This window comes from uncultured Microbacterium sp. (genome assembly GCF_963521695.1).
Lineage (GTDB): Bacteria > Actinomycetota > Actinomycetes > Actinomycetales > Microbacteriaceae > Microbacterium.
Window position 1 is genome coordinate 1 of the sequence record NZ_CAUQWC010000079.1, and the last position, 13,260, is coordinate 13,260.

10 protein-coding genes are annotated in these 13,260 nt (G+C 69.0%); 8 read left to right on the forward strand and 2 right to left on the reverse strand.

Annotated elements, in window-relative coordinates:
• Window positions 1-402 (forward strand): MarR family winged helix-turn-helix transcriptional regulator (locus tag RWP81_RS07895; RefSeq protein WP_314454490.1); only part of this gene is annotated, 402 nt, incomplete at its 5' end.
• Window positions 403-606: 204 nt separating this feature from the next.
• On the opposite strand, the gene RWP81_RS07900 is transcribed toward RWP81_RS07895, so the two are convergent.
• Window positions 607-1,977 carry an MFS transporter gene (locus tag RWP81_RS07900; protein WP_314454493.1) on the reverse strand — a complete coding sequence of 457 codons (1,371 nt, stop codon included), beginning with the start codon at window positions 1,975-1,977 and terminating at the stop codon, window positions 607-609.
• A 128-nt stretch (window positions 1,978-2,105) separates the two neighbouring features.
• Here RWP81_RS07900 and RWP81_RS07905 point away from each other — a divergent pair, with 128 nt between their 5' ends.
• The 5 genes from RWP81_RS07905 to RWP81_RS07925 all read left to right on the forward strand — a co-directional run bounded on the left by RWP81_RS07905 (window position 2,106) and on the right by RWP81_RS07925 (window position 8,455).
• Window positions 2,106-3,890 carry a DEAD/DEAH box helicase gene (locus RWP81_RS07905; protein ID WP_314454495.1) on the forward strand — a complete coding sequence of 595 codons (1,785 nt, stop codon included), beginning with the start codon at window positions 2,106-2,108 and terminating at the stop codon, window positions 3,888-3,890.
• Between the two features lie 554 nt (window positions 3,891-4,444).
• The gene (dnaK, locus tag RWP81_RS07910; protein WP_055952026.1) at window positions 4,445-6,319 is read left to right on the forward strand and encodes a molecular chaperone DnaK; all 1,875 of its coding nucleotides are present in this window, start codon (window positions 4,445-4,447) and stop codon (window positions 6,317-6,319) included.
• Window positions 6,320-6,328: 9 nt separating this feature from the next.
• Window positions 6,329-6,946, forward strand: a complete 618-nt coding sequence (locus RWP81_RS07915; protein WP_314454499.1) for a nucleotide exchange factor GrpE — start codon at window positions 6,329-6,331, stop codon at window positions 6,944-6,946.
• 11 nt (window positions 6,947-6,957) lie between these two features.
• Window positions 6,958-7,938: a DnaJ C-terminal domain-containing protein gene (locus RWP81_RS07920; RefSeq protein ID WP_314454502.1), complete on the forward strand. Its 981-nt coding sequence runs from the start codon at window positions 6,958-6,960 to the stop codon at window positions 7,936-7,938.
• Window positions 7,939-8,017: 79 nt separating this feature from the next.
• Window positions 8,018-8,455 carry a heat shock protein transcriptional repressor HspR gene (locus tag RWP81_RS07925; RefSeq protein WP_314454505.1) on the forward strand — a complete coding sequence of 146 codons (438 nt, stop codon included), beginning with the start codon at window positions 8,018-8,020 and terminating at the stop codon, window positions 8,453-8,455.
• Window positions 8,456-8,713: 258 nt separating this feature from the next.
• On the opposite strand, the gene RWP81_RS07930 is transcribed toward RWP81_RS07925, so the two are convergent.
• Window positions 8,714-9,307 (reverse strand): hypothetical protein, encoded by a 594-nt coding sequence (locus RWP81_RS07930; protein ID WP_314454508.1) that lies wholly within the window; start codon window positions 9,305-9,307, stop codon window positions 8,714-8,716.
• Between the two features lie 160 nt (window positions 9,308-9,467).
• Here RWP81_RS07930 and RWP81_RS07935 point away from each other — a divergent pair, with 160 nt between their 5' ends.
• Both RWP81_RS07935 and RWP81_RS07940 read left to right on the forward strand, forming a co-directional pair.
• Window positions 9,468-11,195, forward strand: coding sequence for an ABC transporter ATP-binding protein (locus RWP81_RS07935; RefSeq protein WP_314454510.1), 1,728 nt, complete (start codon window positions 9,468-9,470; stop codon window positions 11,193-11,195).
• The coding region (locus RWP81_RS07940) for an ABC transporter ATP-binding protein (protein ID WP_314454513.1) at window positions 11,192-13,260 on the forward strand (2,069 nt) is incomplete at its 3' end. The genes RWP81_RS07935 and RWP81_RS07940, both read left to right, overlap by 4 nt.

Consider the following 13,260-nt stretch of genomic DNA (forward strand, 5'->3'; position numbering starts at 1 on the left):
GGTCACGGGGGTCCGTGGGGCCGCGGCGCACCGCCGTGGGCCGACCCCGCGCACGGACGTTTCGGAGGGCCCGCGCGCCTGCGCATGCTCGACGCCCTCGTCGCGGCATCCGGATCGCTGTCGGTCGGCGAGATCGCCGAGGCGGTGGGGGTCGACCAGCCCCGCGCATCGCGCCTCGTGCAGCAGTCGGTCGAGCTGGGTCTCGTCGCGCGCGAACCCGACCCCGACGACGCGCGCCGCACCCGCGTGCGGCTGACGCCCGAGGGACAGGGGCTCGTGTCCGGCTTCCGTGGGCGCCGGCGGGATGCCGTGCGCTCCGCCCTCGAGTCGTTCAGCGATGACGAGCGGGCCGAGTTCGCTCGCCTGCTGGCGAAGTTCGCCGACGCCTGGCCGCGCGACTGAGCTCTCGGCATCCATCGCCCTCGTCGGATCTCGCCGAGATCGCGGCGGGGCTGCGGTCTGCCGCGAGATTGCACGATCGGCGCGAGATCACGCGTGTTTCCGGGCGCGCGGCGTGTGATCTCGTCACGATCGTGTGACCTGGGCCGGCGTTGACGGCGGCGTCAGTGGCGGCGGGATCGCCTCGCCGAGCGTCCACGCGCGCGATCAGTGGATGACGGCGCCCTTCGCCTTCACCGGCAGCATGAGCAGCAGGCCCACGGCGAGGATCAGCACGATGCCCAGGATGCCGAGGCGCGTGTCGCCCGTCACGCCGACGAACAGCGCGAACAGACCCGGCGCGAGGAACGACACCGCGCGGCCGGTCGTGGCATAGAGGCCGAACATCTCGCCCTCGCGGCCCTCAGGGGCCACCCGGGCCAGGAACGAGCGGCTGGCCGACTGCACCGGGCCGACGAAGAGGCCGAGGCCCAGTCCCACGATCCAGAAGCCGGTCTGCGACGTGCCGATGAACAGCATGACCGTGCCGAGCACGATGAGGCTGCCGAGGGATGCCAAGATGACGCGCTTCGGCCCGAATCGGTCGTCGAATCGCCCGGCGACGAAGGTGCTGACGCCGGCGACGACGTTCGCCGCGACGGCGAAGTACAGCACCTCGGTGGAGCTGAACCCGAACACCTGCGCCGCGATGATCGCCCCGAACGTGAACACGCCCGCGAGGCCGTCACGGAAGACGGCGCTGGCGACGAGGAACAGCAGCACTTGACGGCTGTCGCGCCAGAGCGAGCGGAGCGTGCCCCACAGCACGACGTAGGAGCGGAAGAAGCCGACACGCACCTGCCGGTCCTGCGCCGGGATCTCGGGCACGCGCAGCAGCACCGGGATCGCGAACACGGCGTACCAGAGGGCGGACGCGAGCACGGCGAGCCGGATGTTCAGTCCACCCTCCTCGGTGACGGCGAGCAGGCCCCCGGCATCCGGATCCCCGAAACTCTGGATGAACAGCACCAGCAGCAGGAGCAGCAGCACGATGCCGCCGACGTATCCCATGCCCCAACCGAAGCCCGAGACACGGCCGATGTTCTCGCGCGTGGAGACCTGCGTGAGCATGGCGTAGTAGTTGACGCTGGCGAACTCGAAGAAGACGTTGCCGACGGCGAGCAGCGTGGCGCCGAGCACGAGGTATCCCGGCGTGCCCTCGACGAACACCATCGCCGCCATCGCCAGCACGACCACGCCGGTGTTGACGCCCAGCCAGAGCTTGCGACGGCCCGTGCCGTCGGAGCGCTGCCCGAGCACGGGGGCGACGAGGGCGACCACGATGCCGGCGATCATCAGGGCGACGCCGACGGCACTGGCGTTGTCGGCGAGCGCGCGCACGAGGGCGGGATCGTCGGCGTTCCCGTTCGCCGCTGCGCGAACGGCCGGGTCGACGAAGAGCGAGCTCGCCAGGTAGGTGCTGAAGACGAAGGTCGTGACCACCGCGTTGAACGCCGCCGACCCCCAGTCCCACAGGGCCCAGGCCAGCACGGGCCGGCGGGCGGATTCGGGGGGCGAAACGTTCGCCGGGGAGGGCATGTCGGTCACTCTAGGACCCTTCGGTGAACACCCGGTGGTGCCCGGGATCTCGCAGCGCCGGCGTCGGCGGGCGCGTTCAGGTTATCCCCACGCCCGCGCGCGAGCGTTGAGCCGACTACCGTGGAGTCATGGCATCCGAATCCCCCGTCGACTCCGCTGAGGCGGAGACCGCTCCCGCCCCGCTCACCTTCTCCGATCTGGGTCTGGATGCCAACGTGCTCAAGGCCCTCAAAGACGTCGGCTACGAGACCCCCTCCGCGATCCAGGCCGCGACCATTCCCGTGCTGCTGCAGGGCCGCGACGTCGTCGGTCTCGCCCAGACCGGTACCGGTAAGACCGCGGCCTTCGCGTTGCCCGTGCTGTCGCAGATGGAGACCGGGCACAAGAACCCCCAGGCCCTCGTGCTGGCCCCCACCCGCGAGCTCGCGCTGCAGGTGTGCGAGGCGTTCGAGAAGTACGCCGCGCACATCAAGGGCGTCTCGGTGCTCCCCGTCTACGGCGGTCAGGGCTACGGCCAGCAGCTGTCGGCGCTGCGCCGCGGCGTCGACATCGTCGTGGGCACGCCCGGTCGCATCATGGACCACCTCGACAAGGGCACGCTCGACCTGAGCGAGCTGAAGTACCTCGTGCTCGACGAGGCCGACGAGATGCTCAAGATGGGCTTCGCCGAAGACGTCGAGACGATCCTCGCCGACACCCCCAAGACGAAGCAGGTCGCCCTGTTCTCGGCGACCATGCCCGCGCAGATCCGTCGCATCTCGGCGCAGTATCTGAATGACCCCGAAGAGATCACGGTCAAGACCAAGACCGCGACCTCGACGAACATCACCCAGCGCTACCTGATCGTGTCGTACCAGCAGAAGATCGACGCCCTCACGCGCATCCTCGAGGTCGAGAACTTCGAGGGCATGATCGTCTTCACCCGCACCAAGAACGAGACCGAGACGGTCGCCGAGAAGCTCCGCGCCCGCGGGTATACCGCCGCCGCGATCAACGGCGACGTCGCCCAGGTGCAGCGCGAGCGCACGGTCAACCAGCTGAAGTCCGGGAAGCTCGACATCCTCGTCGCCACCGACGTCGCCGCGCGCGGTCTCGACGTGGATCGCATCAGCCACGTCGTCAACTACGACCTGCCGATCGACACCGAGTCGTACGTGCACCGCATCGGCCGCACCGGTCGCGCCGGCCGCACCGGTGACGCGATCAGCTTCGTCACCCCGCGCGAGCGCCGCATGCTCACCGCGATCGAGAAGGCCACGCGCCAGCCGCTGACCGAGATGTCGCTGCCGAGCGTCGACGACGTCAACGCCACCCGCCTCACCCGCTTCGACGACGCGATCACCACCGCCCTCGAAGACACCGCGGCGATCGCGACCTTCCGCGACGTCGTGGCCCACTACGTCGAGCACCACGACGTACCCGAGGCCGACGTGGCCGCAGCCCTCGCCGTGGTCGCCCAGGGAGACACCCCGCTGCTGCTCGAGGCCGAGGCCTTCCGCCAGCAGCGCTTCGACACCGAGCGTCCCGCGCGTGACGGCGGCGGCCGCGACGGCGGGTCTCGTGACGGCGGATTCCGCGACGGTGGCTCGCGCGAGGGTGGCCCGCGTCGCGACACCTCCGGCCGCTTCGCGACCTACCGCATCGCCGTCGGTCGTCGTCAGCGCGTCGAGCCCCGCCAGATCGTCGGCGCTCTCGCGAACGAGGGGGGCTTGCGTCGCAACGACTTCGGCGCGATCCAGATCCGCCAGGACTTCTCGCTCGTCGAGCTGCCCGCCGACCTGTCGAGCGACACGATCGGCCGCCTCGCCGACACCCGCATCTCGGGTCAGCTGATCGACCTGCGCCTCGACGGCGGCGGCCGCTCCGCCAAGCGCAGCGACCGTCCCCAGCGCCGCGAGAGCGACCGCGACTGAACCGCGTTCGCCCTCGAGACCGCGACCGCTGAGCCGCGGCATCCGTTCGACGCCCCCGTGCCCCGTTGAGGGTGCGGGGGCGTCGTCGTGTCGGTGCGCCCCAGATCCTGCGGGATGGGGAGCGGGTGCGGGGCGTGAGATGTTCATCGGGGCGGCCTACGATCGCCCCGCTGCACATTGCACGCCCCACAGCGGCTGAGCGGAGCGGGCGGAGCGGGCGGAACCTGCGGTTCGGGGCGGATCCGGCCTTTCGGGGCGTGATGAGGCCGCCCCGAAGGGCAGAATCCGCCCCGAAACGGCGGCGGCATGCTGCGGCCGCGGCACCTCGCGCGACGGCGATTCCTGGCATCCGGATGCCGAGATGCCGTCGATCCGCCGTGCCTCACGTCTCTCCCGCCCGTGCTATCTCGAAGTTGAGCCAATTCATATCAAGTCGCCTTGACCTCTCCGCGGGGCCGCGATAACCTTGAGTCATCGCGGCTCAACCCGCGAAGCAGACTTCGCATCAACCTCGAGTCGCGGCACCGGCCCGGCTCACAAGCAAGGAGACACATATGCCCCGTGCAGTGGGAATCGACCTCGGTACGACCAACTCCGTCGTGAGCGTGCTCGAGGGTGGCGAGCCCAAGGTCATCGCCAACGCCGAGGGTTTCCGCACGACCCCCTCGGTCGTCGCCTACACGAAGGACGGCGAGGTGCTCGTCGGCGAGACCGCCAAGCGCCAGGCCGTCACCAACGTCGACCGCACCATCTCCAGCGTCAAGCGCCACATGGGCACGACCTGGGGCTTCGACGTCGACGGCAAGAAGTGGACGCCGCAGGAGATCTCGGCCCGCATCCTGCAGAAGCTCAAGCGCGACGCCGAGGAGTACCTCGGTGACAGCGTGGCGGATGCCGTCATCACGGTCCCCGCGTACTTCAACGACGCCGAGCGTCAGGCCACCAAGGAGGCCGGTGAGATCGCGGGCCTGAACGTGCTGCGCATCATCAACGAGCCGACCGCGGCCGCGCTGGCGTACGGCCTCGACAAGGGCAAAGAAGACGAGCTCATCCTGGTCTTCGACCTCGGTGGCGGAACGTTCGACGTGTCGCTGCTCGAGGTGGGCAAGGACGACGACTTCTCCACCATCCAGGTGCGCGCCACCTCCGGTGACAACCGCCTCGGTGGCGACGACTGGGACCAGCGCGTCGTCGAGTACCTGATCAAGCAGTTCAAGGACACCACCGGCGTCGACGTCTCGGGCGACAAGATCGCCCTGCAGCGTCTGAAGGAAGCGGCCGAGCAGGCGAAGAAGGAGCTGTCGTCGTCCACGTCGACCAGCATCAACCTCCCCTACCTGTCGCTGACCGATTCGGGCCCCGTCTCGCTGAGTGAGACCCTCACCCGCGCCAAGTTCGAGGACCTCACCAAAGACCTCCTCGACCGTACGCGCAAGCCCTTCTCCGACGTCATCCGCGAGGCCGGCGTCAAGGTCGACGACATCGCCCACGTGGTGCTCGTCGGCGGCTCGACCCGCATGCCCGCGGTCGCCGAGCTGGTGAAGAAGGAGACGGGCAAGGATGCCAACAAGGGCGTGAACCCCGACGAGGTCGTGGCCGTGGGTGCAGCCCTGCAGGCCGGTGTCCTCAAGGGCGAGCGCAAGGACGTCCTTCTCATCGACGTCACCCCCCTGAGCCTCGGTATCGAGACCAAGGGCGGCATCATGACCAAGCTCATCGAGCGCAACACGGCCATCCCGACCAAGCGCAGCGAGACCTTCACCACCGCCGACGACAACCAGCCGTCGGTCGCGATCCAGGTCTTCCAGGGCGAGCGCGAGTTCACCCGCGACAACAAGCCGCTCGGCACCTTCGAGCTCACCGGCATCGCCCCGGCTCCCCGCGGCATCCCGCAGGTGGAGGTCACCTTCGACATCGACGCGAACGGCATCGTGCACGTCTCGGCGAAGGACAAGGGCACCGGCAAGGAGCAGTCGATGACCATCACGGGCGGCTCGTCGCTCCCGAAGGAAGACATCGAGCGCATGGTGCGCGAGGCCGAAGAGAACGCGGCCGACGACAAGAAGCGCCGCGAGTCCGCCGAGACGCGCAACCAGGCCGAGACCCTGTCGTACTCGATCGACAAGCTCATCAAAGAGAACGACGACAAGCTCCCCGCCGAGGTCAAGACCGAGGTCCAGGGCGACGTCGACGCGCTCAAGACGGCTCTCGCCGGTGACGACGACGACGCGGTCAAGGCCGCGTTCGACAAGCTGAACGCCAGCCAGGGCAAGCTCGGCGAGGCCATCTACGCCTCGTCGCAGGCCGCCGGTCAGCCCGCCGACCCCAACGTGGGTCAGCCCGGAAACGGTGAGACGCCGAACCCCGAGGAAGACGTCATCGACGCCGAGGTCGTCGAAGACGACAAGCCCGAAGAAGAGAAGAAGTAAGCAGAGACCATGGCACACAAGGACGACGAACAGCCCACGGGCTCGGGCGCCGGTCCTGACGAGACGACGGGACCGGAGGAGAACACCTCCGGCCCCGCGCCGTCGGGCGAGCAGTCCGAGACGCACGACGTGGATGCCGATGGCCTGACCATCGACGACATCCTCGGCGCCGAGCAGACCCCCGAAGCCGCGGCAGAGGGAGCGGGCTCCGACAAGGAGGCCTCGCTGCTGATCGACCTCAAGCGCCTGCAGGCCGAGTACGCCAACTACCGTCGGCGCACCGAAGACCAGCGCGAGCGCGAGATCGAGCGGGCCAAGGGCGAAGCCGTGAAGGGCTTGCTGCCCGTCATGGACGACCTCGACCGCGCTGTCAAGCACGGCGACCTCGTCGAGGGCACGCCCTTCGCCGCCATCGGCGACAAGGTGCGCGCCGTGGCCGAGCGTCTCGGCGTGGTGTCGTACGGCGCCGTCGGCGACGTGTTCGACCCGCAGCAGCACGAGGCGATCTTCCAGGCGCCGACCCCCGGCGTGACCGAGACGACGATCCTCGAGGTCGTCGAGGTCGGCTACCGCCTCGGCTCGGTCGAGCTGCGACCGGCGAAGGTCGTCGTCGCCGTGCCGGCCTAAGAGGAGGACCAATGGCGAGTCAGGACTGGTTCGACAAGGACTTCTACAAGGTCCTCGGTGTCGACAAGAGCGTCAGCGCGGCCGATCTGAAGAAGACCTACCGCAAGCTCGCGCGTCAGTACCACCCCGACTCGAACCCGGGAGACGCGAAGGCCGAGGCGAAATTCAAGGAGATCAGCGAGGCCTACTCGGTGCTCAACGACCCCGAGCAGCGCGAGGAGTACGACCAGATTCGGGCCATGGGCTCGGGCGCGCGCTTCTCGGCTCCGGGGACGGGCGGCGGCGGGGGCTTCGACGATGTCTTCAGCCGGTTCGGTCAGGGCCGGGGTCAGCCGCAGCCCGGCTTCGAGGACATCTTCTCGATGTTCGATCAGCAGGGCGGCGGGTTCGGCTCCGGCCGGTTCGGTCAGACCACCGGCGGATTCCGTGGCTTCGGCGGCCCGCAGCGCGGGTCCGACGTCACGGCGCGGACGACGATCGACTTCGTCACGGCGGCCAAGGGCGAGACCATCACCCTTCAGGGCGAAGACAACGTGCCCTTCAAGGTGAAGATCCCGGCCGGCGTCTCCGACGGTCAGAAGATCCGTCTGCGCGGTCGCGGCCGCAAATCTCCCGACGGCGGGGAGAGCGGCGACATCGTGGTGACCGTCGCGGTGCGCCCGCACCCGGTGTTCACCCGTGACGGCCTCAACCTGCGGGTGACGGTGCCGGTGACCTTCACCGAAGCGGCCCTCGGCGCGACCATCGAGGTCCCCACCCTCGGCGGCGACCCGGTGCGGCTCCGCGTCGCGCCCGGCACCCCCTCGGGGCGCGTCCTGCGCGTCAAGGGTCGCGGGGTCGAGTCGACCAAGGGCTCCGGCGATCTGCTGGCCGAGGTGCAGGTCGCGGTCCCCGCGCACCTCGACGACGCCGCCCGCGAGGCCCTCGAGCGGTTCCAGGCACTCCAGCCGAAAGAGAACCCTCGCGCCGACCTGATGTCCAAAGCGCGGTAGAACTGCAGGACGGGAGGTCTCCCGGCATCCGTGATCACAGGATGCCGGGAGCCCGCCGGAGCGACGGAGAGGAGACACCGTGCCCGAGAGGGAGATCGACGAAGACGCCCCCATCTTCGCCATCGCCGCCGCGGCGGAGCTGACGAACATGCACCCGCAGACGCTGCGGCAGTACGACCGGCTCGGTCTCGTCGTGCCCGCGCGCACCCAGGGTGGATCGCGGAGGTACTCCAGCCGACACGTGCAGCAGCTGCGCGAGGTCGCTCGGCTGTCGGGCGAGGGCATGAGTCTCCCCGCCATCGCCCGGTTGCTCACCCTCGAGCAGCAGGTGCACGACCTCGCCCGCCGCGTGAATGACCTCGAGCGTCAGCTCACCATCGAACGCCAGTCGCGGCCGGGCGCGCGTGTCTTCGCGGCCGGAGCCACGGGCTCGGTCGTCACCCTCCGCCACGGTGCGCGCGTGCGTCGTGCCACCGACATCGTGCTCTGGCGACCGCGCGACATCCACGGCGACTGATCCCCCGCGGGATCCCAGATGCCGTGTGCGCCGGTGGCTCGACGGGCGCGGCCACCTCGCCGGAGTTCAGCCATCTCGCGTGAGTTCAGCTCCCTCGTGTGAGCGCGGGGTCTCCGAGCATGTCGACGGGACCGGAGCCGCGTGTCCCGGTGGGGCCGACGGGCGCGACCGCCCGGTCGGTGGTCCCGAGGCGGTTCGATGGGCGGATGCTGCGGCGGAGGTCCCTGAGCCCGTCGAAGGGACCGGGCGTCTCAGCGGTCAGGCCGGGTCGAGCCGCAGGACCGTCGGCGATTCGCCGACCCGCAGGTCGTCGGCCACCCGGATCGTGCGGGCCACGGCATCCACGGCTCCGATGACCGTGCCGAACCGCTCCCGATCGGCGCACACCGCTGTGACGGTCACGAAGTGCGAGCCCGTGTCCCACGTGTACGTCGCGAAAGGCGGGGTGCGCGCGTCGCTCGGCAGGGGCATCGCGAGCTTTTCGCCGACCCCGAGGAAGGGGTTGGGGAAAGATTCGGTGTCGTCGTACTCCATCGGCATCATCGCCCGCGCGGTGCGCGCCTGCGGGGTGGCCTCCTGCAGCTGCGCCATGACGACGAGCAGCTCGGGATCGCTCTTCCACACCCACACGAGCACGCGACCGGCGGCGCGGCGCATCAGCAGGGGGGTGGCTTGGCTGAGGATCCACGCGAACGCGCCGCCGCCGGGTCGGGGGGCCGCTCCGGTGGCCTGGTTCGCCTGACTGAGCAGCATGCCGATCGCCGCCTTCCGGTGACGACGCCCGCGGAAACCGAGAGATCCGGTCACGGGCACCCAGAGGTCGGCGGGAGCGTCGGCCTGCAGTCGAGACATGGGTTCAGCCTACGAGCCGCACCTCGTGAATCGGATGCCGCGGGGCGGCGTTCGCGACGAGAGAACGCTCCCACCGCGCAGGGGGTCGCCGGTGTCGGAGGTTGGTGCCAGGCTGTACCCCGCGGCCACCGCGACCGCATCGACCTGTTCTGGAGGTGCCGTGCTCGGCAAAATCCTCATCCGTTACCTCTCCCGGTACCGGTGGTTGCTCCTCGCATTGCTGGTTTTCCAGTTCGTGGCGGCCATGGCGTCGCTCTACCTCCCGCGGCTGAACGCCGACATCATCGACCAGGGCGTCGCACGTGGCGACACGGCCTTCATCTGGTCCCAGGGGTCGATGATGCTCGCCATCTCGCTCGGCCAGATCGCGGCATCCGTCATCGCGACCTACTTCGCCGCTCGCGCGGCGATGGCCGCGGGCCGCGACATCCGTCGCGACATCTTCGAGAAGGTCAGCGGCTTCTCCGAGCGCGAGCTGTCGCAGTTCGGGGCCGGGTCTCTCATCACCCGTAACACCAACGACGTGCAGCAGGTGCAGATGCTGGCGATGATGGGCGCGACGATGCTCGTCAGCGCACCGCTGCTGGCTATCGGCGGCGTCTTCATGGCGCTGCAGCAAGACGTCGGCCTCAGCTGGTTGATCGCCGTCTCGGTGCCCACGCTCTTGATCGCGGCGGGCCTCATCATCGCGCGCATGGTGCCGCTGTTCCGCAGCTACCAGGCGAAGCTCGACGCGGTGAACCGCATCATGCGCGAGCAGCTCACCGGTGTGCGCGTCGTGCGCGCGTTCGTGCGCGAGCGCATCGAAGAAGAGCGGTTCCGCGGGGCGAACACCGACATCATGATCGTCGGGCGCAAGGTGGGTTCCCTCTTCGTGCTGCTGTTCCCGCTGGCCATGCTCGTGCTGAACGTCACCGTCGTCGGCGTCATCTGGTTCGGCGGCATCCAGGTCGATCAGGGCAGCGTGCAGATCGGCACGCTGTTCGCCTTCATGCAGTACGTGGCGCAGATCCTCATGGGCGTCCTCATGGCGAGCTTCATGACGGTGATGATTCCCCGGGCGGCCGTGTCCGCCGAGCGCATCGGCGAGGTGCTCGACAGCCATTCCACACTCGAACGACCCGCGAACCCCGTGAGCGTGTTCCCTGAGCGCGGGGCCATCGAGTTCGACGACGTCTCGTTCGCCTACCCGGGCGCCGAGTCGGCCGTGGTGTCGGGCATCAGTTTCGCTGCCCGTCCGGGCGAGACCGTCGCCATCGTCGGCTCCACCGGCGCGGGAAAGACGACGCTCGTCTCTCTCATCCCGCGACTGTTCGACGTCACCGCGGGCGCCGTGCGCGTCGGGGGCGTCGACGTGCGCGAGGCAGACCTCGACGGGCTGTGGAAGAGCATCGGGCTCGTCCCTCAGCGTCCCTTCCTCTTCAGCGGCACGGTGGCATCCAACCTCCGCTTCGGTCGAGAAGACGCCACCGACGACGAACTGTGGAAGGCACTCGAGATCGCGCAGGGACGCGACTTCGTCGAGGCCATGGAGGGGGGACTCGACGGGCGCATCTCCCAGGGCGGTACGAACGTCTCGGGTGGTCAGCGTCAGCGCCTCGCCATCGCGCGGGCCATCGTGCATCGCCCGTCGGTACTCGTGTTCGACGACTCGTTCTCGGCGCTCGACCTCAGCACCGACGCCCGGCTCCGACAGGCGTTGTGGCAAGAGCTGCCCGAGGTGACGAAGATCGTCGTCGCCCAGCGCGTGTCGACCATCACGGGGGCCGATCGCATTGTCGTCCTCGAGGAGGGGCGGCTGGCGGGCGTCGGCACCCACGAGGAGCTCCTGCAGACCAGCAGCACCTACCGCGAGATCGTCGAGTCGCAGTTGGGGGTGGAGGCATGAGCACCACCGATGCACTCACCGAAGAGGAGCGGGCCGAACTCGAGCTGGCCGAGCAGGCGCGACTCAATTCGGGCGACTGGGACAGCGTGGCGCCCGGAAAGGCGTCGAACTTCGGCCCCAGCTTCCGCCGGCTGATCGGTCTCCTGCGCCCCTACGCGGGGGCGTTCACATTCGTCTCCGTGCTCGGCGCCCTCGGCGTCGTGCTCGCCGTGCTCGCGCCCCGTGTGCTCGGCGACGCCACGAACATCATCTTCGAGGGCGTGGTCTCGAAGGGCTTGGCCGAGCAGTTCCCCGCCGGCACCTCGCAAGCCGACGTCGTCGACGCTCTCCGCGCGGCGGGCCAGGGCGATGTCGCCAACATCGTCGGGGCGATGAACAACTTCTCCGTCGGGGCGGGCGTCGACTTCGACGCCCTGCGCATGGTGGTGGTCGCCGTGCTGGCGATCTACGTCGGTTCGTCCCTGCTGTCGTGGATCCAGGGCTACGTCATCAACATCATCATGGTGCGCACCATGTGGCGCCTGCGCGAAGACCTCGAGGCGAAGGTCAACCGCCTGCCGCTGTCGTACTTCGATAAGGTGCAGCGCGGCGAGCTGATCTCGCGCGTCACCAACGATGTCGACAACATCACCCAGACCATGCAGCAGTCGCTCTCGAGCGCGCTGACCTCTGTGCTCACGGTCGTCGGCGTGCTCATCATGATGTTCACGATCTCGTGGCAGCTCGCTCTCGTCGCTCTCGTCTCCCTTCCGCTGATGGCCGTCATCTTCGGCGTCATCGGGCCCCAGTCGCAGAAGGCCTTCGGCGAACAGTGGAAGAAGGTCGGTCGCCTCAACGCCCGTGTCGAGGAGTCGTTCTCGGGTCACGCCCTCGTCAAGGTGTACGGACGCGAGAAAGACGCCCGAGACAAGTTCGAGGTCGAGAACGAAGAGTTGTACGAGGCGAGCTTCAAGGCGCAGTTCCTGTCCGGCATGATCATGCCCGGCATGATGTTCGTCGGAAACCTCACCTACGTCGGCATCGCCGTGCTCGGCGGTCTCATGGTGGCCGGCGGGCAGCTCCGCCTCGGTGACGTGCAGGCCTTCATCCAGTACTCGCAGCAGTTCACCCAGCCGCTGTCGCAGCTGGGCGGCATGGCCGCGGTGGTGCAGTCGGGCACCGCTTCGGCCGAACGCGTGTTCGCGCTGCTCGACGCCGACGAGCAAGATCCGGATGCCGCAGACGCCCCCGGCCATATCGGCGGACGCGGTGTCATCGAGTTCGAGAACGTGCGCTTCGCCTACACGCCCGATCGGCCGCTCATCACCGACCTGTCGTTCCGCGTCGAGCCCGGACAGACGGTCGCCATCGTCGGGCCCACCGGTGCCGGCAAGACGACGCTGGTCAACCTCATCATGCGGTTCTACGAGCTCGACGGCGGCCGCATCATGCTCGACGGGCAGGACATCGCCGACCTCCGTCGCGACGACGTCCGTGCCCGCACCGGAATGGTCCTGCAGGACCCGTGGCTGTTCGCCGGCACGATCCGCGACAACATCCGTTACGGCCGCGAGACCGCGACCGACGACGAGATCGTCGAGGCGGCCGTCGCCACGCGCGTCGATCAGTTCGTGCACTCGCTGCCCGACGGGTACGACACCGTGCTCGACGAAGACGCCGCCAATGTCTCGGCGGGCGAGAAGCAGTTGATCACCATCGCGCGCGCGTTCGTCGCCCGTCCGTCGGTGCTCATCCTCGACGAAGCGACCTCGTCGGTCGACACCCGCACCGAGCTGCTGCTGCAGCAGGCGATGGCCGCGCTCCGCCAAGGGCGCACGTCGTTCGTCATCGCGCACCGGCTGTCGACCATCCGCGACGCCGACCTCATCCTCGTGATGGAGCACGGCGACATCGTCGAGAAGGGCACGCACGACGAGCTCATCGCGCGGGAGGGTGCGTACTACCGCCTCTACCGTTCGCAGTTCGAGCAGGCGGCGTCCGACCTCGACACCTCGGATCAGGGGGCGAACCCGGCCGCGCGGCCGCAGCAGGCGCCGGCGACAGACGACGCCGAGGTGGTCTCGGC